This is a genomic window from Mesorhizobium qingshengii (genome assembly GCF_027563465.1).
Lineage (GTDB): Bacteria > Pseudomonadota > Alphaproteobacteria > Rhizobiales > Rhizobiaceae > Mesorhizobium > Mesorhizobium qingshengii_A.
The window spans coordinates 678,201-700,694 of sequence record NZ_JAPFQA010000002.1 but is presented as its reverse complement, the minus strand read 5'-3'; the positions used below and the strand labels follow the sequence as shown (position 1 = coordinate 700,694).

Here is a 22,494-nt window from a genome sequence, read left to right as displayed (position 1 = left end):
TCGCCGCTTTTTGATCCTAGACCATGATCCGGAAAAGTGGGGCCCGGTTTTCGGGAAGAGATCATGGTCAAGCACGAAGATAGAGCCATGAAACGCGTCATCGCCGTCGCCGACCGCGCCGCTCTCATCTCGCTGAAGCTGCTCGTGGCGCTCAACGTCCTGTTTTTCCTGTCTTTCCTCGCCGCACTGCTGTTCGCTGCGGGCAGGGCGCATGCCGAGATTCCGACCTGCACCGGCGCCAACATGCTGTCGGCCCTGCAGAAGGACGATCCGGCCACCTACCGCAGGATCGAAGCGGAAGCCGCCGCCACGCCGAACGGCAAGGGCCTGCTGTGGAAGCTGGAGAGGCCGGGCGAAAAGCCGTCCTTCCTGTTCGGCACCATGCACATGACCGACCCGCGTGTGACAGCGCTGCCGCCCGCCGCGCAGACAGCCTATGACGCCGCCGGCACCATCGTCATCGAGACCACCGACGTGCTCGACAAGCAGAAGATGATGGCTGCGATGCTCAAGGAGCCGGACCTGATGATGTTCACCGACAACACGACGCTGTCGTCGTTGCTGTCGCCGGACGATGCCGCGGCCATGAACACCGCGCTCGACGCGCGCGGCATTCCGCCATTGACGGTCGCCAAGATGAAGCCTTGGCTGCTGTCGGCGATGCTGGCACTGCCGGCTTGCGAGCTCGCCCGCCAGTCGGGCGGCGCACCGGTGCTCGACGTCAAGCTGGCGGAAAGTGCCAAGGCCGCGGGCAAGCCGGTGGAAGGGTTGGAAACGGCTGCCAGCCAGCTCCGCGCCATGGCCTCGCTGCCGCTCGCCTTTCACATGAAGGGGCTGGTCGATACCGTGAAGCTTGGCGACAAGGTCAACGACGTCAACGAGACCATGATCGTGCTTTACCAGCGCGGCGAGACCGGCATGTTCTGGCCGTTGTTTCGCGCCGTGCTCCCGGATGCGGAAGGCGGCCAGGCCGGCAGCTACGTGGCGTTCGAGGAAACCATGATCACCAGCCGCAACAAGGTGATGGTCGACCATGCCGAACCGATCCTTGCCAAAGGCAATGCCTTCATGGCGGTCGGCGCCCTGCACCTTCCCGGTCCCGATGGACTGGTCGAGGATTTTCGCAAAGCCGGCTATACTGTGACCGCTGTCAATTGAGTCGCATGGCAGCGGGGAATCCAGGCGTCGCCTTTTCGGCGTTTTCCTTCCCTAGCGTGAAACCCATTCAACGGTTGCGCGTTGATGGCTGTTGATTGATCATTTTCATCCATGGAGGACACTTTTATGGCGAATTCATCAAACGACACTTCCAGGCCGGGCGGCGGCGGCAGTCCTTGGCTGATTGCGCTGGTCGTCGTTATTCTGGCCATCGTCGCGTATTATGTTTTCGGAAGAAGGGTCGAACATCCGGCGACTGAGCCTCCGGCGGCCAGCACACCGGCCCCTGCGCCCGCGCCCGCGGAACCGATGAAGCCAGCCGAACCGGCAAAGCCCGCCGAACCGGCTCCTGCGGCACCAGCTCCCGCTGCTCCCGCAGCGCCGGCCCCTGCGGCTCCGGCTCCGGCGCCTGCACCTGCCGCACCGGCCAACTGATCGGCCAGAGATCAAATACGAACGGCCCGCTGAAAAGCGGGCCGTTTTGTTTTGGGCAGTTGCTATTGAGCGTGTGGGCCGTAACGCAGGTACGGTCGACATCGACGCCGCCTCTTGTGCCTGCCGGCCCCAACCTCGGCGCCCTTTCTGCTACGATGGCAATTGGCGACCCTCGGCGCGGGCTTCTCTCTCCCCGTCACTATACGGGGAGAAATGCCCGGCAGGGCAATGAGGGGCAGCGCGACGCTGGAGGCCTTCTTCGCGCCGCTACGGATCAGCGGCGAAGATCGGATAGCCGTCGCCCTAGATATGGATCGGCTTGAAGAAGGTGGCCAGCGCCGCCTCCTTCACCGCTTCCGACATCGTCGGATGGGCGTGGCAGGTGCGGGCGAGATCCTCCGACGAGCCGCCGAACTCCATCAGCACCGCCGCCTCGTGGATCATCTCGCCGGCGCCGAAGCCGACGATATGGACACCCAGCACGCGGTCGGTCGTCCTGTCGGCGAGGATCTTCACGAAACCATCGGTGTGCAGCATGGCGCGCGCCCGGCCATTGGCGCTGAACGGGAATTTTCCCGCCTTGTAGTCGATGCCGGCCTTCTTCAGCTCTTCCTCGGTCTTGCCGACCGAGGCGATTTCCGGGCTGGTGTAGACGACGCTCGGGATGACGTCATAGTTCACATGGCCGGCCTGGCCGGCGATGGTTTCGGCCACCGCCACGCCCTCGTCCTCGGCCTTGTGCGCCAGCATCGGCCCGGCGATGACGTCGCCGATGGCGTAGATGCCTGATACATTGGTCCTGAGATGGCCATCGGTCTTGACCCGGCCACGCTCGTCGACTTCGACACCGGCTTCCTTCAGGCCAAGGCTGTCGGAATAGGCGCGGCGCCCGGTGGCGATCAGCACCGCATCGGCTTCGATGGACTCGGCGGCACCGCCCTTGACCGGCTCGAAGGTGACGGTCGCACCCTTCTTGGCCTTGGCCACACCAGTCACCTTGGCGCCGAGCTTGAACTCGAAACCCTGTTTCGACAGCAGCCGCTGGAACTGCTTGGAGACCTCGCCATCCATGCCGCCGAGGATGGTGTCGAGGAACTCGACCACGGTCACCTTGGCGCCAAGCCGCGCCCACACCGAGCCGAGTTCGAGCCCGATGACGCCGCCACCGACCACCACCAGGTGGCCGGGAACTTTCTCCAGCGACAGCGCGCCGGTCGATGACACGATGACCTTCTCGTCGATGTCGACCTTGACGCCGGGAATGCCGGCGACGTCCGACCCGGTGGCGATGACGATGTTCTGGGTCTCGATCTCCTCGACCTTGCCGTCCTCGCCGGTCACCGAGACCTTGCCGGCCGCGACCACCTTGCCGGTGCCGCGGAACGAGTCGATCTTGTTCTTCTTGAACAGGAAGGCGACGCCGTTGACGTTCGACGACACCGTCGCGTCCTTGTGCGCCATCATCTTCTTCAGGTTCAATTTCGGCGCGGATATCTCGACGCCGAGCGTGTCGAAGGAATGGCCGGCCTCGGCGAACATCTCCGAGGCATGAAGCAGCGCCTTCGACGGAATGCAGCCGATGTTGAGACAGGTGCCGCCGAAGGTCGCATTCTTCTCGACCACCGCGACCTTCAGCCCGAGCTGCGCCGCCTTGATGGCGCAGACATAGCCGCCGGGTCCCGATCCGATGATAACGACGTCATAAGCCATGATATTGTCCTTCTGTTTTGAGCATGATGCCGAAAAGTGTGACGCGGTTTTCGGATGACATCATGCTCGAACTGCTTGAGAGCGCTCAGCGGCCGCCGCTGACATTCAGGATCGCGCCTGTCGTATAGGACGCGGCGTCGGATAGAAGATAGAGAACGGCAGCGGCGACTTCATCGGCGGTGCCGGCTCTTTTCATCGGAAGCGTGTCCTGGATCAGTGCCACCCGGTCCGGCTGTCCGCCGGAGGCATGGATGTCGGTGTCGATGATGCCCGGCCGCACCGCGTTGACGCGAATGCCTTCCAGCGCCACCTCGCGGGCGAGCCCGACGGTGAAGGTGTCGATGGCGCCCTTGGAGGCGGCATAGTCGACATAATTGTCCGGCGCGCCCAGCACCGCAGCGGCCGACGAGATGTTGACGATCGCTCCACCCTTGCCGCCATGGCGGGTCGACATGCGCTTCACCGCCTCGCGTGCGCAGAGGAACGAACCCACGACATTGATGCGCATCATGCGCTCCAGCCGCGAAACATCCATCTCGTCGACGCGCGCCTTGACGTCGACGATGCCGGCATTGTTGACGAAGGCATCGAGCCGGCCATAGGCACGGTCGACAGCCTCGAACATGGCCACGATATCGGCTTCGCTGCCGACATCGCCCTTGACCGAAAAAGCGTCGCCGCCGCCGGCCTTGATGTCGCCGACCAGCGCGTCGGCGGCGGCCTGGTTCGAGGCGTAGTTGACCGCCACGCGATAGCCGGCCTTCGACCCGAGCCGGCAGACGGCGGCGCCAATGCCGCGGCTGCCGCCGGTGACCAGCAGCACCTTTTGCGCCTCGCTCATTCCTGGCATCCCTTCAGCGTAAACACATCCGACGGCACTTTCGAAAATCCGCTGCCGCCATAGGCCAGCGAATGCCGCAATGACGGCCCGAGGTCGGGCAGGATCAGTGTCTTCGGCGCATCGACGCCTTGCGCCGGCAACAACCCGATCGCTCCCTTGTCATCCGACGTATAGATCACACCGTTCCAAAGGGTGCAGGCGGCAAGTTCGCCGCCAGTGACGTCGCCCTCAGGGCATTTGTACATCAAGGAGCCGTTCGGCCGCGCTTCACCCGAGCTCCACATCACAATGCCGTTCAGCACCACATTGTTGTCGAGGATCATGCGGAAGCTGTTGGTGACAACAGCCGAGGTGCCGGTTGGCGTGAAGTCGATCTCGGTGCCGCTCTGCGCGTCACCATAGACCGCGAGCTCGATCGGGCAGGCGGCATGGGCATTTGCAGAAAGCAAGGCGATGCAGGCAGCGAACGATACCGTCGGCAAACTTTTGGAGCGAAAGGAACGTGTCGTCATTTCAGCCCTATCCGCCTGGGACGTTCCGATCGAGGATGAAGACCGTCGAAAGAAAATAATCCATCTCGAAGGCCACGTTGTCATTCCTGTCGACCGGAATCGCGTTCACCTCGTATTTGAGGGTCAAGATGCGAGAACTCTCCGCGAGTTCAATATAGACATCGCGCTCACGGCCGCCGCCGATTGCCCACTTGAATTCACTCTTGTTCATGAACTGCAATGCTTTTGGCAAGGTATGTATTTCTATCGGCTTTGTGCCTGCAAAAATCACCGGATGCCGGCCCACATCGACGTCGAGATGGCCGTACCAGGTCGCCATCGCACCCGCCTGCAATCTTCCGAAGACAGGCTCGACGCTGATCGACCTCAGACGAAAATCAGGGCTGAAAAAGAACTCGCAATTCGCGCCGTAAATGCACCATGCGGATTCGTCGTCACCGTGCCGAACGTGGTTGTCGGCCCGGACATCTTCCGGATCGATCAGGCCGCGAATTGCTTCGCGACTGCTTTTGGCAAGTTCAATCGGGCCTGCCCGGCCTGTCGTCAGAAGTTCGAAGAGATCGATCGGCTCGACAGGCCCGGCCATCGCGGATAACCTTACAAATCGAGCACCAGCCGTTCCGGATCCTCCAGGCTTTCCTTGACGCGCACCAGGAAGGTCACGGCTTCCTTGCCGTCGACGATGCGGTGGTCGTAGCTGAGCGCCAGATACATCATCGGCCGGATGACGATCTGGCCACCAACCACGACCGGCCGATCCTGAATCTTGTGCATGCCCAGGATGCCCGACTGCGGCGCGTTGAGGATCGGCGTCGACATCAGCGACCCGTAGACGCCGCCGTTGGAAATCGTAAACGTGCCGCCCTGCATGTCGGCGACCGACAGCTTGCCGTCGCGCGCGGCGATGCCCAGCCGGCCGATATCCTTCTCGATCTCGGCGATGGACATCTGGTCGGCATTGCGCACGACAGGCACGACGAGGCCCTTTTCGGTGCCGACGGCGACGCCGATATGCGCGTAGTTCTTGAAGATGATGTCGGTGCCGTCGATCTCGGCGTTGACCGAAGGGATTTCCTTCAGCGCGTGCGTCACCGCCTTGGTGAAGAAGCCCATGAAGCCGAGCTTCACGCCATGCTTCTTCTCGAACACATCCTTGTATTTGGTCCTGAGCGCCATCACCGCGCTCATGTCGACCTCGTTGAAGGTGGTCAGCATGGCGGCGGTCGACTGCGCTTCCTTGAGGCGGCGCGCGATCGTCTGGCGCAGCTTGGTCATGCGCACGCGCTCCTCGCGCGCCGCGTCGTCGCCCGAGGACGGCGCACGCACGGCGACCGGCCCCGGTGCCGCCTTCGGCGCTTCGGCCGGCTGCGACGGCGTGCCCTTGGAGATCGCGTCGAGCACGTCGCCCTTCAGCACCTGGCCACGCTTGCCCGAACCCGAGAGCTGGTCGACCGCCAGATTGTTCTCGGCGATCAGCTTCGCCGCCGCCGGCGCCGGGGGCATGCTGCGCGGCTCGACCGCGCCGGCATCACCGGCGATCTTGGCGGTTTCCACCGCCGCCTGCTTGACGGTGGACGCCGCGTCAGGGCTCGAGGCCTGCGACACCGCTTGCGGCTTGGTCGCTGGTGCGGCGGCCTCGCCTCCGGCCGAAATCGACCCCAGCAAGGCGCCGACACCGACCGTCTCGCCTTCCTTGGCGGTGATTTCGCTCAGCGTGCCTGCGGCGGCGGCCGGCACCTCCACCGTCACCTTGTCGGTCTCGAGCTCGACCAAGGGCTCGTCGGCGGCAATGGCGTCGCCCACCTTCTTGAACCATTTGCCGATGGTCGCTTCGGTGACGGATTCGCCGAGAGTGGGAACGCGGATTTCGGTAGCCATTGTGCCTGTCCGTTTCTTGTCGGGTTCTGTTTATTCGCCGAGCGCGTCTTCGAGCAAGGCGGCGAGCTGGGCAAGGTGCTTGGACATCAATCCGGTCGCCGGCGAGGCGGCAGCCGGGCGGCCGGTGTAGCGCACCCGCTGATGCTTGGCGTCGATATGCGCCAGCACCCACTCCAGATACGGGTCGATGAACGACCAGGCGCCCATGTTCTTGGGCTCCTCCTGGCACCACACCATCTCGGCGTTGCGGAAGCGCGACAATTCCGTGATCAGCGCCTTGGCCGGGAACGGATAGAGCTGTTCGACGCGCAGCAGGTAGATATCGTTGACGCCGCGCTTCTCGCGCTCTTCGTAGAGGTCGTAATAGACCTTGCCCGAGCACAGCACGACGCGGCGGATCTTCGAATCCTTGACCAGCTTGATCGCCTGGCCGGGAAGCAGCTGGGCATCGTCCCACAAGAGCCGGTGGAACGAACTCTCGCCGGAAATTTCCGGCAGCGTCGACACCGCCCGCTTGTGGCGCAGCAGCGACTTCGGCGTCATCAGGATCAGCGGCTTGCGGAAGTCCCGCTTCAACTGCCGGCGCAGGATGTGGAAGTAGTTGGCCGGTGTCGTGCAGTTGGCCACTTGCATGTTGTCTTCGGCGCAAAGCTGCAGGAAGCGCTCGAGCCGCGCCGAGGAATGTTCCGGACCCTGGCCTTCATAGCCATGCGGCAGCAGGCAGACGAGGCCCGACATTCTGAGCCACTTGCGCTCGCCCGACGAGATGAACTGGTCGAACACCACCTGGGCGCCGTTGGCGAAGTCACCGAACTGCGCTTCCCACAGCGTCAGCGCCTTCGGCTCGGCAAGGCTGTAGCCATATTCGAAGCCGAGCACCGCCTCTTCCGACAGCATCGAGTTGATGACTTCGTAGCCGGCCTGTGCGGCGGACAGGTTGTTGAGCGGGATGTAGCGGGTCTCGTCGCGCTGGTCGTAGAGCACGGAGTGGCGCTGCGAGAAGGTGCCGCGTTCGGAATCCTGCCCCGACAGCCGGATCGGGTTGCCATCGAGCAGGATGGCGCCGAAGGCCAGCGCCTCGGCCGTCGACCAGTCGATGCCTTCGCCGGACTCGATCGCCTGACGGCGGTTCTCGAGGAAGCGGATGATCGTCTTGTGCGCCTCGAAATCCTTCGGCACCTCGGTCAGCTTCTTGCCGATTTCCTTCAGCGTCTTGACCGGCACGGCGGTCTTGCCGCGCCGCGTTTCGTCCTGGTTGTCGGCCGTGCGCAAGCCCGACCAGGCGCCGTCGAGCCAGTCGGCCTTGTTGGGCTTGTAGTGCTGGCCGACCTCCCATTCCGATTCCAGATGCGCTCGCCAGTCCGCCTTCATCTTGTCGAATTCGGCCTGGGTGATGTGGCCTTCGGCAATCAGGCGGTCGGCGTAGATCTGCACCGTCGTCTTGTGGTTGCGGATGTTGCGATACATGATCGGCTGGGTGAAGGCCGGTTCGTCGCCCTCATTGTGGCCGAAGCGGCGGTAGCAGAACATGTCTACCACCACTGGCTTGTGGAACTTCATGCGGAATTCGATCGCCACCTTGGTGGCATGGACCACCGCTTCCGGATCGTCGCCGTTGACGTGGAAGATCGGCGCCTCGATCATCTTGGCGACGTCGGACGGATAGGGCGACGAGCGCGAGAAGCGCGGATTGGTGGTGAAGCCGATCTGGTTGTTGATGATGAAATGCAGCGTGCCGGCGACGCGGTGGCCGCGCAGGCCGGACAGGCCGAGGATTTCAGCGATCACGCCCTGGCCGGCGAAGGCGGCGTCGCCGTGCAGCAAGAGCGGCAACACCTTGGCGCGCTCCTCCAGCGGCACGATCTCCTCGCGGCTGCGGCCGAACAGATAATCCTGCTTGGCGCGCGCCTTGCCCATCACCACCGGATCGACGATCTCCAGGTGCGAGGGGTTGGCGGTCAGCGACAGATGCACCTTGTTGCCGTCGAACTCGCGGTCCGACGAGGCGCCGAGATGGTACTTGACGTCGCCCGAACCTTCGACCTCGTCGGGGGCGGCCGAGCCGCCCTTGAACTCATGGAAGATGGCGCGGTGCGGCTTGGCCATCACCTGGGAGAGCACATTCAGCCGGCCGCGATGCGCCATGCCGAGCACGATCTCCTTCATGCCGAGCTGGCCGCCGCGCTTGATGATCTGCTCCAGCGCCGGGATCAGCGCTTCACTGCCATCGAGGCCGAAACGCTTGGTGCCCTTGTACTTGATGTCCGCGAACTGTTCGAAACCTTCGGATTCGATCAGCTTCTGCAGGATCGCCTTCTTGCCGGTCGCCGTGAAGGTGATCTCCTTGTCAGCGCCCTCGATGCGCGCCTGGATCCAGGCCTTTTCCTCGGGATCGGAGATGTGCATGAATTCGACGCCGAGCGTCGAGCAATAGGTGCGGGTCAGGATCTCCAGCATCTGCCGGACGGTGCCGAATTCGAGCCCGAGCACATTGTCGAGGAAGATCGGCCGGTCGTAGTCGGCGGCGGTGAAGCCGTAATTCTCCGGCGACAATTCGTTGTAGTCCTCAAGCGGCTTGGCGATGCCGAGCGGGTCGAGATTGGCGTGCAGATGGCCGCGCATGCGGTAGGCGCGGATCATCATGATGGCGCGCACGGAATCGCGCGTCGCCTGATGCACGTCGGCATCGGAAAGGACCGTGCCGTTGATGACGGCCTTGTCCTTGACCTTCTTTTCCAGGTGCTTCTCGACGATGCCCCAGTTGCCGTCGAGCGCCGACACAAGCTCGCCATTGGCCTGCAGCGGCCAGGACGGCTTGGCCCAGGAGGCGCCCTTGGCGTTCTTGCGGACATCGCCGGCGTCGTCCTTCAGCCCGGCGAAGAACTCCTGCCATTCGGGATTGACCGAGGCGGGATCGTCCTCATAGGCGGCATAGAGCGCGTCGATATAGTCGGCGTTGCCGCCATAGAGGAAAGAGGTGAGCGAAAATTGGTCGTTGGCCTGATCTTGTCTTGCCATGTCACTTAGCGGAGCCCGTGCTCCGTCTCCTTGCGTTTGCGGCATTGCCGCGATGTCGAACGGTTCACCCGTCCTTGTTCCCCTCAAGGCCAACGAACCGTCGCCAGCCTTCATTCCATTCCCGCCATTCCCGGCCCTTCGCTTTCGCTCCGGGCGCTCGAAACTCGAAAAGCCAGGCAATTGGCTTTTCGTCGGCCCAGGGCCGACCGTTTCTCACCCTTTGATCGCCTCGACCAGCGTCGTGCCGAGACGGGCCGGCGACGGCGAAACCTTGATGCCGGCCGATTCCATCGCCGCGATCTTGTCCTCGGCGCCGCCCTTGCCGCCGGAGATGACCGCGCCCGCATGGCCCATGGTGCGGCCCGCCGGCGCCGTGCGCCCGGCGATGAAGCCGGCCATCGGCTTCTTGCGGCCACGCTTGGCTTCGTCCTTGAGGAACTGCGCGGCGTCTTCCTCGGCCGAACCGCCGATCTCGCCGATCATGATGATCGACTTGGTCTCGTCGTCGGCGAGGAACATCTCCAGCACGTCGATGAACTCGGTGCCCTTGACGGGATCGCCGCCAATGCCGACGGCGGTGGTCTGGCCGAGGCCGACATTGGTGGTCTGGAACACGGCCTCATAGGTAAGTGTTCCCGAGCGCGAAACAACGCCGACCGAGCCCTTGCGGAAAATGCTGCCGGGCATGATGCCGATCTTGCATTCGTTGGGGGTGAGCACGCCCGGACAGTTCGGGCCGATCAGCCGCGAGGTCGAGCGGTCGAGCCTGGCCTTGACCTTGATCATGTCCATCACCGGTATGCCTTCGGTGATGCAGACGATCAGCGGGATCTCGGCCTCGATCGCTTCCAGGATCGCTTCGGCGGCACCCGCCGGCGGCACATAGACGACGGAGGCGTTGGCGCCGGTCCTGGCCTTGCCCTCGGCGACGGTGGCGAAGATCGGCAGGCTCTCGCCCTTCGAGCCGGCCCAGGTCTCGCCACCCTTCTTCGGATGGATGCCGCCGACCATCTTGGTCCCGTGATAGGCCAGCGCCTGTTCGGTATGGAACGTGCCGGTCTTGCCGGTCAGGCCCTGCACCAGCACCTTGGTGTTCTTGTCGACGAGAATGGACATCGGAGCCCTTTTTAAAAACCGTTGATCGAGGAAGGTTGCGCGGTCATGGTCACAGCCGCTTCAGGTCGGCGACGGTGAGGTCGCTCTTGGCGTTGCCGGTGTTGAGCGTCGTCGCCGGCTCGAACATCAGCACCACGGGCTCGGCCGTGAGCGAACGCGGCCGGTGCTCGACGGCGCGCGGCACGACGATGAAGTCGCCACTGCCAAGCTCCACCGTGCCGTCGCGAAAATCGATGGCGATACGCCCACGCAGCACGAGGAAGGCTTCATCCTCTTTCTCATGCGCGTGCCAGTCGAAGACCTCGCCGAACTTGGCGACCTTCGCCTGGCTGTCATTCACATCACCGGCGATATGCGGATCGAAGACCTTGGTGATCTTCGCATCCGCCGCCTCGACAAGGTTTATCTTGTGCGGAGGCACCAGATCAGCCCTTCACCGCCGCCACGATCTTCTTGGCCGCGTCGTCGAGGTCGTCGGCCGACACGACGTTGAGGCCGCTGTCGTTGATGATCTTCTTGCCGAGTTCGGCATTGGTGCCTTCCAGGCGCACCACCAGCGGCACCTTCAGGCCGACTTCCTTGACCGCGGCGATCACGCCCTCGGCGATGATGTCGCACTTCATGATGCCGCCGAAGATGTTGATCAGGATGCCCTTGACCGCCGGATCCTTGGTGATGATCTTGAACGCCGCCGTCACCTTCTCCTTGGACGCACCGCCGCCCACATCGAGGAAGTTGGCGGGTTCGGCGCCATAGAGCTTGATGATATCCATCGTCGCCATGGCAAGGCCCGCGCCATTGACCATGCAGCCGATATTGCCGTCGAGCGCGACATAGGCGAGGTCGTATTTCGACGCCTCGATCTCCTTCTCGTCCTCTTCGGTGGTGTCGCGCAGTTCGAGCACGTCGGGGTGGCGGAACAACGCGTTGTTGTCGAACGACACCTTTGCGTCGAGCACGCGCAGCCGGCCGTTCTTCATGACGATCAGCGGATTGACCTCGAGCAGGCTCATGTCCTTCTCGACGAAGGCCTTGTAGAGGATCGGGAACAGCGCATTGCCGTCCTTGGCAGCGTCGCCGTCGAGTTTCAGCGCGCCGTTGAGCGCCTTCAGATCGGCTGCCGTGACGCCCTTTTCCGGGTCGATGGCGACGGTGATGATCTTTTCCGGCGTGTCATGCGCGACCGCCTCGATGTCCATGCCGCCTTCGGTCGAAACGACGAAGGCGACGCGGCCGACCGAGCGGTCGACCAGGATAGACAGATAGAGCTCGCGATCGATATCGGCGCCATCCTCGATGTAGAGGCGGTTGACCTGCTTGCCGGCCGGGCCGGTCTGCTTGGTCACCAGCGTGTGGCCGAGCATCTCGTTGGCGTTGGCGACCACTTCGGCCACCGACTTCGCCAGCCGCACGCCACCCTTGGCGTCGGGGCCGAGCTCCTTGAACTTGCCCTTGCCGCGGCCGCCGGCATGGATCTGGCTCTTCACCACGTAGAGCGGGCCGGGCAGCGCCTTGGCGGCGGCTTCCGCCTCGCTCGCCTTGAACACCGGCACGCCTTCGGCCACCGGCGCGCCAAAGCTCTTCAGCAGCGCCTTGCCCTGATACTCATGGATGTTCATCTGGATTGGCTCCGGATCACGTACTGGGGTTTACTTCGAGGCGAGCTGCGGCGCGATCTTGACGCAGGCCTCGGTCAGGCCTTGCACCGTCGCCACCGAACTGTCGAACATCTTCTGCTCGCTCTTGTTCAGGTCGATCTCGATGATGCGCTCGACGCCGCCGGCGCCGATCACCACGGGAACGCCGACATAGGTGTTCTTGACGCCATACTGGCCGGAGAGGAACGCCGCGCAGGGCAGCACGCGCTTCTTGTCCTTGAGATAGGCCTCCGCCATCGAAATCGCCGAGGCGGCCGGCGCGTAATAGGCCGAGCCGGTCTTGAGCAGGCCGACGATCTCGGCGCCGCCGTCGCGGGTGCGCTGGACGATCTGGTCGAGCTTTTCCTTCGAGGTCCAGCCCATCTTGATCAGGTCGGGCAGCGGAATGCCCGATACCGTCGAATAGCGGATCATCGGCACCATGGAATCGCCATGGCCGCCAAGCACGAAGGCGGTGACGTCCTCGACCGAGACCTTGAACTCCTCGGCCAGGAAATAGCGGAAGCGCGCGCTGTCGAGCACGCCGGCCATGCCGACGACATGGCTCTTCGGCAGGCCGGAAAACTTCTGCAGCGCCCAGACCATGGCATCGAGCGGGTTGGTGATGCAGATGACGAACGCCTTCGGCGCGTACTTCTTCAGCCCGGCGCCGACCTGTTCCATGACCTTCAGGTTGATGCCCAGGAGGTCGTCGCGGCTCATGCCGGGCTTGCGCGGCACGCCGGCGGTGACGATGCAGACGTCGGCGCCCTCGATGCCGGCATAGTCGTTGACGCCGGTCAGCCTGGAATCGAACCCGTCGACAGGCGACGACTGCGCGATATCGAGCCCCTTGCCCTGCGGGATGCCCTCGGCAATATCGAACAGCACCACGTCGCCGAGGTCCTTGAGGCCGATCATGTGAGCGAGCGTGCCGCCGATCATGCCAGAGCCGATGAGCGCTATCTTGTTACGTGCCATGTGAGGATGTTTTCCCTTTGTCTGTGACGGCGCCATACGGCGTCGAGGAAGAGGCCGGAATGCTGCGGGGAAACCGCGAGATTTCGCCGCACCCAATAGCTCCGGTGCGCGATAAATTCAAACGATTATTTTGGAGTGAGTATTTTCAATCGGTTAGAGTGTTTGGGATTTACGTAAACGTCAAAATTCATAAGCCGACTTGGTAGATTTTACACAATGAAGATGGAAATCAGAAGGCTTGAAGCGGGCGATGACGCCCTTGTGATGAAGGTCGCCGAGGATGTGTTCGACGCGCCGGCCAGGCCGGATCGGCTGGCAGCCTACCTCAACGAACCCGGCCATTTCATGATCGTGGCGCTGGCCGATGGCGTGGTCGTCGGTCAATGCGCCGCGGTCATCCATCGCCATCCAGACAAGGTCAGCGAACTCTATGTCGACGAGGTCGGCGTTGCGCCGGCCTTCCAGCGCCAGGGCATCGCGCGAAAGATGCTCGACGCGATGTTCGCGATCGGCAGGGAGCATGGCTGCGAGGAAGCCTGGGTTGGCACCGAGCCGGGCAACATTGCCGCCCGCGCGCTCTACGAAGCGCGCAAGGAGCCGCACGGGCCAGCGGAAGAGTTCGTCATGTATGTGTATGAGCTTTAGGGAATGGCGTGTCAGGCTTGCGCCTGCTGCGCCTCCGGCAGCGCCTTCGCCATCCGCCGCTCCGCCCAGTCTTCCAGCCAGTCGCGGCTCTGCATCTCGATCAATCGTGATGCCGTGCGCTCGAACTCGAACACCTCGACGCCCCGCTTGGCCACGTAAAGCTGCGGCGGCGGGGCCTCGGCGCTTACGACCAGCCGCACATGATGATCGTAGAGCGTGTCGATCAAAAGGATGAAGCGCTTGGCCTCGTTGCGCTTGCCTTCGCCCAGCACCGGCACGTGGTCGATGAAGATGGTCGAGAACCGGTTGGCAATGGCCAGGTAGTCGCGTGCCCCGAGCGGTTTTTCGCAAAGATCGGCGAAAGAGAAGCGTGCCGCGACGCCAGCGGCGCGCGGGATCGCCACATGCCGACCCTTGACGGTCAGCGACGCCTCGGCCGTCGGGGCACCATATGTCATGGCCTGCCACGCCTCGTCGAGCGCCTGGTCGGCGGCGGCATCGGCCGGTGTGACATAGACCGGCGTGCGGGCAAGCTTTTCCAGCCGGTAGTCCTTGTCGGTGTCGAGCGACAGCACATGCGTGTGCCGCTCCAGTATGCCGATGAACGGCAGGAAAAGCTGGCGGTTCAGCCCGTCGCGATAGAGGTTTTCCGGCGCCACGTTCGAGGTCGCGACCAGCACCACGCCGCTGGCGAACAGCGCCGAAAACAGCCGCGACAGGATCATCGCATCGGCAATGTCGGTGACCGAGAACTCGTCGAAGCACAGCACCCAGGCCTGCTCGGCGAGCGCCTTGGCCACGGGCGGGATCGGATCGTCCTCCTTGACGTCGCCATTCTTGCGCGCCTGCCGGTGCTTCTGGATGCGGTCCTGCACATCGGCCATGAAGTCGTTGAAGTGCACGCGGCGCTTGCGGCGCACCGGCAGCAGTTCGAAGAATATGTCCATCAGCATGGTCTTGCCGCGGCCGACGCCACCGTGGATGTAGAGGCCCTTGACCGCCTCATGCGTCTCGCGCTTGCGGGCAAACAGCCAGCCCAGCGTACTGGATTTATGCGCCAGCCGCTTTGCCGAGATCTCGTCGATCAGCCGGTCGAGCGCGGCGGCGATCCGTTCCTGCGCCGGGTCGCGTTCGATCGCGCCCGTTTCGACCAGATGGTCATAGCGTTGCCTGACGGTCGCATGGGTCTGGAGGCCGTCGCGCAGATGCATCGGTCACGTCGTTGTCGAGCAATTCCAGGAAAGTGTGTAGCGGTTTTCCGTCCGGAATTGCGTAAAAACAAATAAGAGGAAGGTCGGACTTATCTTGTAAGCGAAATCGGCTGGCCGTTGGAAGTCTGGCCGTCGAATTTCGAACCGCCAGAGGAATAGAGCCGTGCCAGCGTGCCGCCATTCTCGTCATAGAGCGTCAGCTGCTTGCCGGAGACGTTCCACGACTTGATGCCGTCGATTGGCGCCGGGCAGTGCAGCGGTCCGGCGCGGAAGCCGGCGCCGAATTTGGTCTGCGGCGTCGCCACCTTGCAGGTCTGGCCCGAAACGCTGGCGTTCCAGACACCGGCGACGCTGGCTGCGGTCAGATCCGAGGCTCCGGCGGGCGCCGTGCCGTCCGGCGGCAAGGACGCAACCTGCGTATTCGCCGGCGCGGTCGGGAACTGCGACGGATCGGTGGTGCCCGGTGAGGCCGGCGGCGGCAGCTGATTCGCCGTCACCTGGCCGGCCGGGGCCGGCTGCAGCGGCGCGGGCTGCTGGTCATCCATCGACGAGAACCGCGAGGTCGAGCAGCCGCTCGCAACGAGCGCCGCCAGCGATACGGCCACCAGGCCGATTTTCGAAAAAGTCATTCCAACCTCCGTCGGATCCGGCTTGGGGGGACGCCGTCCGCGCAATCTCACCTCCACCAAGATGGAGAAGGTGGCGAAATTTCAACCCGATATGGTTAAAATACGGTTTGCGGCAACATTTGTTGCAAATTTATCGCAATCATCGCGCCAACGGCGCGCTCGGCACGAACACATATCCGTCAGGTCCGACGATATGGCTTTCGCGCAAGCCATGCGGCTTGTCGAGCGCGCCAGCCAGCACGATGTGGCCATGATGCCGTGCCGCCGTTTCGATCGCATCGGGATCGGCGCCGTAGAGGCGCAACTCTATCCCGGCCCCGCGTGTTTCGGTGCCGGCGATGACGCCGGTCATCGGGTTGTCGAGATAGGAATGGTCGGCATGCAGCATGAACACCGATCCCAGCAGCTCGATCGCCGCGAAATCCTCATCGGCGTAGATCACGCGCGCGCCAAGGACGTCGCGGCAAAAAGCTTCCATGGCAACCATGTCGCTCACCAGCAGGTTGACGCCGATGCCGCGCGGCAGCGAGCGGCCGAAATCCTCGGCCTTCATCCATGGGGTCTTCGTCCGCTTCATCGCCATGGCGTCGTCCTCCCGCTCCGCGATCCCTGGCGATCCTAGCCGAGCCGGCCTCCCGGCCCTTGGCATTCGGGAGCCAAATGCTTGCGCCAGCCGGCGCAGGGCCTATCTCTAGCAAACGCAAACCCGCCGGAGCCGCAACATTGGCCGCGAAAAAGACAGCCGCCAATCGCTACTACAGCGGCCCGCCAAGCGATCATTTCGACGGCACCTTGTTCTTCAACCCCGGCGGCCAGCCGCCAGGGCGCTTCACCGACCTGCTGAAATGGCGGTTGAGCGGCGGGCGCTCGAAATGGCCGGCGGCCGATCCGGGTTCGTTCCAGCAGGCAGCTCCCGTGAGAAGGGTCGAAGGCTCCGCTCTGAGAGTGACGATGGTCGGCCATTCCTCGCTGCTCATCCAGACCGCTGGCCTGAACATCCTCACGGATCCGGTCTGGTCGCAACGCACGTCGCCGTTTTCCTTCCTCGGACCAAGACGCGTCAGTCCGCCGGGCATCGCCTTCGTCCACCTGCCGCCGATCGACCTCGTGCTGGTCAGCCATAATCACTACGACCATCTCGACCTCGCGACGCTGAAGCGGCTCAAGGCAAAGCATGATCCCCTGGTGCTGACGCCGCTCGGCAACGACGTCCTCATCGACGGCGCCGTGCCCGGCATGCGGCTGTCGGCGCATGACTGGGGCGACAGGGTCGATACCCATGATGGCGTCGCCATCCATGTCGAGCCGGTTCATCACTGGTCGGCGCGCGGCACCCGCGACCGGTGCATGGCGCTGTGGGCCGGCTTCGTCATCGAGACGCCGGGCGGCAAGATCTACTTCGCCGGCGACACCGGCTTCCACGATGGCGCCAATTACCGGCTGATGGCCGAGAAACATGGCGGCTTCCGCTTCGCCATCCTGCCGATCGGCGCCTATGAGCCACGCTGGTTCATGGCGCCCCAGCACCAGAACCCGGAGGAGGCCGTGCAAGGCATGAAACTGTGCAACGCCGCCCATGCCGCCGGCTGCCACTGGGGCACCTTCCAGCTCACCGACGAACCGATCGAGGAGCCGGTCCGAAAGCTGGCCCAGGCGCTTGACGATCAAGGCATCCCGCAGGAGCGCTTTCGCGCCTTGCGGCCGGGGGAAGTCTGGGACGTGCCGGAGATGGAGCACGGCTGAAGTCTGCATTGGCCATTTACGGCACGATCATTTTCGCCGATGGTCTCTCCAGCAGGCAAAGGGATTCGGATGAAATCGATCGTGGCAGTTCTGATGGCGCTGGCAATTTCGGCGCCGGCTGCTTTCGCAGGTGAAATCAGCGACCGCGCCGCCGAAGCCGAAAAGGCGCTGCAGGCGGGTGACGGTCCCGGCGCGCTGGAAAAATTCCGCAGCGCCGAGGACGCGCTATGGCAAGCGATGCCGCTTGGCGTGCAGAACGTCAAACAGGTCGACACAGCCGGCGGCTTTGGCATCTACAGCGAGCGTGCCAATCACATCTACAAGCCTGGCGAGAAGGTCGTGCTCTATATGGAGCCGGTTGGATATGGCTATGGCTCGGACGGTCTGGGCAATAGCCAGATCGCGCTTGCCGTCGACCTCACCGTGCTTTCCGAATCGGGCGAACCTCTGGGCACGTTCGAGAAGATCGGCAGCGTTCAGGTCGCTTCTCGCTCGCACAACCGCGAACTCTTCTTCAAACTCGACCTTTCCCTCGATGGCCTGCCACCCGGCAAGTACCGGTGCGACTTCGTCATGCATGACCAGAATTCGAGCAAGACGGCGCCCTTCACCACCGATATCGAGATCGCCGGCTAGTTTTGCCCCTGACATACGCCTCGCAGCCAGCGGGAACCCAAGCGCGGCGGCCGCGTTTCCCTGCGGTTTCAAAATCTGTCGGCTTGCGAGGCATTCCCATGATCAAATGGATCATCATTCTCCTGATCGTCGCGGCGGCGGCGAGCCTGCTCGGCATGCCGGCGCTGGCCGGCGCCGCCGCCACCGGCGCGCGCATCCTCATCGGCATCGTTCTCATCATCTTCCTGCTGGTGGTGCTTGGCATCTTCGCGGTGACGTAAAGCTGCTCCGCACTGGTAATTCCTGCCCGTTTCCGCCATATAGCGCCAAACGGACACGGAATTTTCGGAGCAATGGCAAGCACGGCCCCCTTCGCCAAGATGAACGGCATCGGCAACGAGATCATCGTTGCCGATATGCGTGGCCGTGCCGATCGGGTGACGCCGGCTGCGGCCATCGCGCTCAACGCCGACGCCGCGACCAGGTTCGACCAGATCATGGCGATCCACGACGCCAGGACGCCGGGCACCGCCTTTTTCATCGACATCCTGAATTCCGACGGCTCCGGGGCGCAGGCCTGCGGCAACGGCATGCGCTGCGTCGTCCAGGCGCTGGCCGCCGAGACCGGCCAGAAGACCTTCACCTTCGAGACCGTGGCCGGCATCCTCAATGCACGCGAGCATGCCGACGGCTCGATCTCGGTCGACATGGGCACGCCACGTTTCGGCTGGCAGGACATCCCGCTGGCCGAGGAATTCCGCGACACCCGCATGATCGAGCTGCAGATCGGCCCGATCGATGCGCCGGTGCTGCATTCGCCCTCGGTCGTCTCGATGGGCAATCCGCATGCCATCTTCTGGGTCGACCGCGATGTCTGGTCCTATGAGCTCGACCGCTTCGGCCCGCTGCTCGAGAACCACCCGATGTTTCCCGAGCGCGCCAACATCACCATCGCACAGGTGACTTCACCGCAAACCATGGTCATCCGCACCTGGGAGCGCGGCGCCGGCCTGACCAAGGCCTGCGGCTCGGCCGCCTGCGCATCGGTGGTTGCCGCGGCCCGTACCAAGCGGACCGGCCGAAGTGCCAGCCTGTTGACCCCCGGCGGTGGCACGCTGCATGTCGAGTGGCGCGACGACGACCACGTCATCCTTACCGGTGCCGCCGAATGGGAATTTTCGGGCAGCTTCGATCCGTCGACCGGCATCTGGGCCCGCGACGCCGAAAGCGCGGCCTGATGTCCGCTCTGTCCAAGGGCCCGGTCTCCGAGGGCCCCATCTCCAAGGGAATTGACGTGGTGACCTTCGGCTGCCGGCTGAACACCTATGAATCCGAGGTGATGCGGCGCGAGGCTGAAACCGCCGGCCTCGGCGCGCTGGAGGGCGGCGCGGTGATCTTCAACACCTGCGCCGTCACCGGCGAGGCGGTGCGCCAGGCCAGGCAGGCGATCCGCAAGGCGCGCCGCGACAACCCGCGGACGCGCATCATCGTCACCGGCTGCGCCGCGCAGACCGAGCCGCAGAGTTTCGCCGCCATGGACGAGGTGGATCTCGTCCTCGGCAATGAGGAGAAGCTCAAGGCGCATTCCTATCGCGCGCTGCCGGATTTCGGCGTCAACGACACCGAGAAGGCGCGCGTCAACGACATCTTCTCGGTGCGCGAGACCGCCAGCCACATGGTCGACGCCATCGAGGGCCGGGCGCGCGCCTTCGTCCAGGTGCAGAACGGCTGCGACCACCGCTGCACCTTCTGCATCATTCCCTATGGCCGCGGCAATTCGCGCTCGGTGCCGATGGGCGCCGTGGTCGAGCAGGTCAAGCGGCTCAGCAACAACGGCTATGCAGAGATCGTGCTGACCGGCGTCGACATGACCAGCTTCGGCGCCGACCTGCCGGGCGCGCCAAAACTCGGCAGACTGGTGAAGACCATCCTCAAGCAGGTGCCGGACGTAGAGCGGCTGCGGCTGTCGTCGATCGATTCGATCGAGGCCGACGACGATTTGCTCGACGCCATCGCCACCGAGCCGCGGCTGATGCCGCATCTGCATCTGTCGCTGCAGTCGGGCGACGACATGATCCTGAAGCGCATGAAGCGCCGGCATCTGCGCGACCAGTCGATCCGCTTCTGCGAGGATGTGCGCAAGCTGCGCCCAGGCATCGTCTTCGGCGCCGACATCATCGCCGGCTTTCCGACCGAGACCGACGAAATGTTCGAGAACTCGGAAAAGATCGTCGAGGAATGCGGACTGACCCACCTTCACGTCTTCCCGTTCAGCCCCCGCGAGGGCACGCCGGCCGCGCGCATGCCGCAGGTTCGCCGCGAGGTGGTCAAGCAGCGCGCCGCCCGGCTGCGTGCCGCCGGCGAAACCGCCTATGTCAGGCATCTGTCGTCGCTGGCCGGAACGCGTCAGTCGATCCTGATCGAGCGCGACGGCCTTGGCCGCACCGAAGGGTTCACGCTGGCGGCACTTGCCACCGGCTCGCCGGGCGAAATCGTCCAGGCTGACATCACCGGCCATGACGGCGCCCGGCTGATCGCGGCGCCGCTTGCCGCCCGCGCCGCCTGAGAAACGCAAAGCATGGCTGGTTTTTTCAAGAAGATATTTTCGTTCGGCAAGAAAGAGGTTGTCGAGGAGCGCATCGACGAGACCGCTCCGCTGCCGCCGATCAAATGGGAAGCACTCGATGCGCTGAAGCCGGCGGCCGAGCAGGTCGTTCCGGAATTCCTGAAGCGCGACGAGGCGGTGCCCGAAGCAGAGGTCGTGCCGGCACCGCCGGCCGAGCCGGAAATTCAGCCAGAGCCCACACCGATCGAGGAACCGCAGGCACCTGAGCCGCCGGCCCCGGCAATACCCGCCGAAGAGCCGGCGCCACCGGAAGAGCCTGATGTGCCAGCCGTGCCAGAGCGCGTTCCGGAACCGGCGCCACAAGAGATTCCAGTCCCGGGACCGGAACTGCCGGAGATCGTGCCGGACGAACCGCCTGAGCCCGCGCCTGTCGAAGTGCCGGCGCCGCCGATCGAGGTTCCACCAACGATCCCGTCCGCGAGGCCTCCCTCGTCAGAGGTCGGCGCCGGTGAGGGGCAGCGCGAGCCTGCGAAGGATTTGGCACCCCCCGCTGCACCAGCGCCCCACCCTCCCCTCGATGGGGAGGGTCGACGCGGAGCGGCGGGTTGGGGTGACAGCGCCGACGCCGATCACCCCCAACCCCGAGCTGCGCTCGGGACCTCCCCCATCGAGGGGGAGATAAAACGCACGCAGCCCGAAGCTGAACCCGCGTCGGTCGAGCCGCAGCCTATCATCGCTAAGATCGCGCCCGAACCGCAGCCCGTCCCGCCACCGGAGCCAAAACCCGCGCCCGGCAAGGTGACCGTCACCAAGAAGGTCGAGCAGAAGGCCGAACAGCAGAAGGCACCAGAGCCGGCGCCGAGACGCTCGTGGTTCCAACGGATGAAGGACGGGCTCGCCCGCTCCTCGAAGGAACTCACCGGCAACATCGCCGGCGTCTTCACCAAGCGCAAGCTCGACGAGGAGACGCTGCAGGATCTGGAGGACGTGCTGATCCGCGCCGATCTCGGCATGGAAACCGCGCTGCGCGTCACCGATGCGCTGGCCTCCAGCCGCTATGGCAAGGACGTCTCCGACGCCGAAGTGCGCGCCATCATGGCGGCCGAGGTGGAAAAGGTGCTGACCCACGTCGCCATGCCGCTGGAGCTCGACCTCTCCCACAAACCGCATGTCATCCTGGTGGTCGGCGTCAACGGCACCGGCAAGACCACAACCATCGGCAAGCTCGCCGCCAAGCTGACCGATGGCGGCCTGTCGGTGATGCTCGCCGCCGGCGATACCTTCCGCGCCGCCGCGATCGAGCAGTTGAAGATCTGGGGTGAGCGGACGAAATCGCCGGTGATCGCCTCCAAGATTGGCGCCGATGCCGCCGGTCTCGCCTACGACGCCTTCGAGAAGGCCAAGGAAGCCGGCTCCGACGTGCTGATCATCGACACCGCCGGGCGCCTGCAGAACAAGACCGAACTGATGGCCGAGCTCGAAAAGATCGTCCGCGTGCTCGGCAAGCTGGATCCGGAAGCGCCACACACGGTGCTGCAGACGGTCGATGCCACCACCGGCCAGAACGCGCTCAACCAGGTCGAGATCTTCCGCAATGTCGCCGGCGTCAACGGCCTGGTGATGACCAAGCTGGACGGCACGGCGCGTGGCGGTATTCTGGTGGCGATCGCGGCAAAGCATAAACTGCCGGTCTATTTCATCGGCGTCGGCGAACAGGTCGACGACCTCGAACCTTTTTCGGCAAGCGAATTCGCCAGGGCGATCGCTGGAGTGGCGTAACGGCATATCCCAAGAAGTTG

The 22,494-nt window shown here is 64.1% G+C and carries 20 protein-coding genes and 1 pseudogene; 8 read left to right on the top strand and 13 right to left on the bottom strand.

The window, feature by feature from the left end; translation table 11 throughout:
* Positions 1–87: 87 nt before the first annotated feature.
* Positions 88–1,158 carry a TraB/GumN family protein gene (locus OOJ09_RS08040; RefSeq protein WP_269904671.1) on the top strand — a complete coding sequence of 357 codons (1,071 nt, stop codon included), beginning with the start codon at positions 88–90 and terminating at the stop codon, positions 1,156–1,158.
* Between the two features lie 738 nt (positions 1,159–1,896).
* On the opposite strand, the pseudogene lpdA reads toward OOJ09_RS08040, so the two are convergent.
* The 10 genes and pseudogenes from lpdA to mdh form a co-directional block, all read right to left on the bottom strand.
* A pseudogene (lpdA, locus tag OOJ09_RS08035) lies at positions 1,897–3,312 on the bottom strand (dihydrolipoyl dehydrogenase); the annotation flags it as partial.
* Between the two features lie 76 nt (positions 3,313–3,388).
* A complete protein-coding gene (locus OOJ09_RS08030) occupies positions 3,389–4,144 on the bottom strand; it encodes an SDR family oxidoreductase (protein WP_269904670.1) in 756 nt (251 codons plus the stop codon).
* The gene (locus OOJ09_RS08025; RefSeq protein ID WP_269904669.1) at positions 4,141–4,656 is read right to left on the bottom strand and encodes a hypothetical protein; all 516 of its coding nucleotides are present in this window, start codon (positions 4,654–4,656) and stop codon (positions 4,141–4,143) included. The genes OOJ09_RS08030 and OOJ09_RS08025 overlap by 4 nt, the downstream gene beginning before the upstream one ends.
* 7 nt (positions 4,657–4,663) lie before the next feature.
* Positions 4,664–5,242: a hypothetical protein gene (locus OOJ09_RS08020; protein ID WP_269904668.1), complete on the bottom strand. Its 579-nt coding sequence runs from the start codon at positions 5,240–5,242 to the stop codon at positions 4,664–4,666.
* A gap of 11 nt (positions 5,243–5,253) precedes the next feature.
* On the bottom strand, positions 5,254–6,534 hold the full coding sequence (gene odhB / locus OOJ09_RS08015) for a 2-oxoglutarate dehydrogenase complex dihydrolipoyllysine-residue succinyltransferase (RefSeq protein ID WP_269904667.1): 1,281 nt from the start codon (positions 6,532–6,534) through the stop codon (positions 5,254–5,256).
* Between the two features lie 30 nt (positions 6,535–6,564).
* A complete protein-coding gene (locus OOJ09_RS08010) occupies positions 6,565–9,552 on the bottom strand; it encodes a 2-oxoglutarate dehydrogenase E1 component (protein WP_269904666.1) in 2,988 nt (995 codons plus the stop codon).
* A gap of 213 nt (positions 9,553–9,765) precedes the next feature.
* Complete coding sequence (sucD, locus tag OOJ09_RS08005; protein WP_269904665.1) at positions 9,766–10,668, bottom strand: succinate--CoA ligase subunit alpha; 903 nt, start codon at positions 10,666–10,668, stop codon at positions 9,766–9,768.
* Positions 10,669–10,717: 49 nt separating this feature from the next.
* Complete coding sequence (locus tag OOJ09_RS08000) at positions 10,718–11,089, bottom strand: cupin domain-containing protein (RefSeq protein WP_269904664.1); 372 nt, start codon at positions 11,087–11,089, stop codon at positions 10,718–10,720.
* A 4-nt stretch (positions 11,090–11,093) separates the two neighbouring features.
* The gene (gene sucC, locus OOJ09_RS07995; RefSeq protein ID WP_269904663.1) at positions 11,094–12,287 is read right to left on the bottom strand and encodes an ADP-forming succinate--CoA ligase subunit beta; all 1,194 of its coding nucleotides are present in this window, start codon (positions 12,285–12,287) and stop codon (positions 11,094–11,096) included.
* A gap of 30 nt (positions 12,288–12,317) precedes the next feature.
* The gene (gene mdh / locus OOJ09_RS07990; RefSeq protein ID WP_269904662.1) at positions 12,318–13,286 is read right to left on the bottom strand and encodes a malate dehydrogenase; all 969 of its coding nucleotides are present in this window, start codon (positions 13,284–13,286) and stop codon (positions 12,318–12,320) included.
* 216 nt (positions 13,287–13,502) lie between these two features.
* Here mdh and OOJ09_RS07985 point away from each other — a divergent pair, with 216 nt between their 5' ends.
* Positions 13,503–13,931: a GNAT family N-acetyltransferase gene (locus OOJ09_RS07985; RefSeq protein WP_269904661.1), complete on the top strand. Its 429-nt coding sequence runs from the start codon at positions 13,503–13,505 to the stop codon at positions 13,929–13,931.
* Between the two features lie 11 nt (positions 13,932–13,942).
* Here the strand turns inward: OOJ09_RS07985 and zapE are convergent, their stop codons facing one another.
* The 3 genes from zapE to OOJ09_RS07970 form a co-directional block, all read right to left on the bottom strand.
* Positions 13,943–15,142, bottom strand: a complete 1,200-nt coding sequence (gene zapE, locus OOJ09_RS07980) for a cell division protein ZapE (RefSeq protein ID WP_269904660.1) — start codon at positions 15,140–15,142, stop codon at positions 13,943–13,945.
* An 89-nt stretch (positions 15,143–15,231) separates the two neighbouring features.
* Positions 15,232–15,771: a protease inhibitor Inh/omp19 family protein gene (locus OOJ09_RS07975; RefSeq protein WP_269904659.1), complete on the bottom strand. Its 540-nt coding sequence runs from the start codon at positions 15,769–15,771 to the stop codon at positions 15,232–15,234.
* A 139-nt stretch (positions 15,772–15,910) separates the two neighbouring features.
* The gene (locus OOJ09_RS07970) at positions 15,911–16,354 is read right to left on the bottom strand and encodes a hypothetical protein (protein ID WP_269904658.1); all 444 of its coding nucleotides are present in this window, start codon (positions 16,352–16,354) and stop codon (positions 15,911–15,913) included.
* Between the two features lie 140 nt (positions 16,355–16,494).
* Between OOJ09_RS07970 and OOJ09_RS07965 the strand changes: the two genes are divergently transcribed.
* The 6 genes from OOJ09_RS07965 (at position 16,495) to ftsY (ending at position 22,474) form a co-directional block, all read left to right on the top strand.
* Positions 16,495–17,514: an MBL fold metallo-hydrolase gene (locus OOJ09_RS07965; protein WP_269904657.1), complete on the top strand. Its 1,020-nt coding sequence runs from the start codon at positions 16,495–16,497 to the stop codon at positions 17,512–17,514.
* A gap of 69 nt (positions 17,515–17,583) precedes the next feature.
* A complete protein-coding gene (locus OOJ09_RS07960; protein WP_269904656.1) occupies positions 17,584–18,150 on the top strand; it encodes a hypothetical protein in 567 nt (188 codons plus the stop codon).
* 98 nt (positions 18,151–18,248) lie between these two features.
* Positions 18,249–18,410: a DUF1328 family protein gene (locus OOJ09_RS07955; RefSeq protein ID WP_091576005.1), complete on the top strand. Its 162-nt coding sequence runs from the start codon at positions 18,249–18,251 to the stop codon at positions 18,408–18,410.
* Positions 18,411–18,482: 72 nt separating this feature from the next.
* On the top strand, positions 18,483–19,367 hold the full coding sequence (dapF, locus tag OOJ09_RS07950; protein WP_269904655.1) for a diaminopimelate epimerase: 885 nt from the start codon (positions 18,483–18,485) through the stop codon (positions 19,365–19,367).
* Positions 19,367–20,695, top strand: a complete 1,329-nt coding sequence (mtaB, locus tag OOJ09_RS07945) for a tRNA (N(6)-L-threonylcarbamoyladenosine(37)-C(2))-methylthiotransferase MtaB (RefSeq protein WP_269904654.1) — start codon at positions 19,367–19,369, stop codon at positions 20,693–20,695. The genes dapF and mtaB overlap by 1 nt, the downstream gene beginning before the upstream one ends.
* Positions 20,696–20,707: 12 nt before the next feature.
* Positions 20,708–22,474, top strand: a complete 1,767-nt coding sequence (ftsY, locus tag OOJ09_RS07940; RefSeq protein WP_269904653.1) for a signal recognition particle-docking protein FtsY — start codon at positions 20,708–20,710, stop codon at positions 22,472–22,474.
* Positions 22,475–22,494 lie beyond the last annotated feature (20 nt).

Coding starts and splice junctions, on each gene's coding strand:
- OOJ09_RS08040 (WP_269904671.1), top strand. CDS start 88: ATGAAACGCGTCATCGCCGTCGCCGACCGCGCCGCTCTCATCTCGCTG.
- OOJ09_RS08030 (WP_269904670.1), bottom strand. CDS start 4,144: ATGAGCGAGGCGCAAAAGGTGCTGCTGGTCACCGGCGGCAGCCGCGGC.
- OOJ09_RS08025 (WP_269904669.1), bottom strand. CDS start 4,656: ATGACGACACGTTCCTTTCGCTCCAAAAGTTTGCCGACGGTATCGTTC.
- OOJ09_RS08020 (WP_269904668.1), bottom strand. CDS start 5,242: ATGGCCGGGCCTGTCGAGCCGATCGATCTCTTCGAACTTCTGACGACA.
- odhB (WP_269904667.1), bottom strand. CDS start 6,534: ATGGCTACCGAAATCCGCGTTCCCACTCTCGGCGAATCCGTCACCGAA.
- OOJ09_RS08010 (WP_269904666.1), bottom strand. CDS start 9,552: ATGGCAAGACAAGATCAGGCCAACGACCAATTTTCGCTCACCTCTTTC.
- sucD (WP_269904665.1), bottom strand. CDS start 10,668: ATGTCCATTCTCGTCGACAAGAACACCAAGGTGCTGGTGCAGGGCCTG.
- sucC (WP_269904663.1), bottom strand. CDS start 12,287: ATGAACATCCATGAGTATCAGGGCAAGGCGCTGCTGAAGAGCTTTGGC.
- mdh (WP_269904662.1), bottom strand. CDS start 13,286: ATGGCACGTAACAAGATAGCGCTCATCGGCTCTGGCATGATCGGCGGC.
- OOJ09_RS07985 (WP_269904661.1), top strand. CDS start 13,503: ATGAAGATGGAAATCAGAAGGCTTGAAGCGGGCGATGACGCCCTTGTG.
- zapE (WP_269904660.1), bottom strand. CDS start 15,142: ATGCATCTGCGCGACGGCCTCCAGACCCATGCGACCGTCAGGCAACGC.
- OOJ09_RS07975 (WP_269904659.1), bottom strand. CDS start 15,771: ATGACTTTTTCGAAAATCGGCCTGGTGGCCGTATCGCTGGCGGCGCTC.
- OOJ09_RS07970 (WP_269904658.1), bottom strand. CDS start 16,354: ATGGCGATGAAGCGGACGAAGACCCCATGGATGAAGGCCGAGGATTTC.
- OOJ09_RS07960 (WP_269904656.1), top strand. CDS start 17,584: ATGAAATCGATCGTGGCAGTTCTGATGGCGCTGGCAATTTCGGCGCCG.
- OOJ09_RS07955 (WP_091576005.1), top strand. CDS start 18,249: ATGATCAAATGGATCATCATTCTCCTGATCGTCGCGGCGGCGGCGAGC.
- dapF (WP_269904655.1), top strand. CDS start 18,483: ATGGCAAGCACGGCCCCCTTCGCCAAGATGAACGGCATCGGCAACGAG.
- mtaB (WP_269904654.1), top strand. CDS start 19,367: ATGTCCGCTCTGTCCAAGGGCCCGGTCTCCGAGGGCCCCATCTCCAAG.
- ftsY (WP_269904653.1), top strand. CDS start 20,708: ATGGCTGGTTTTTTCAAGAAGATATTTTCGTTCGGCAAGAAAGAGGTT.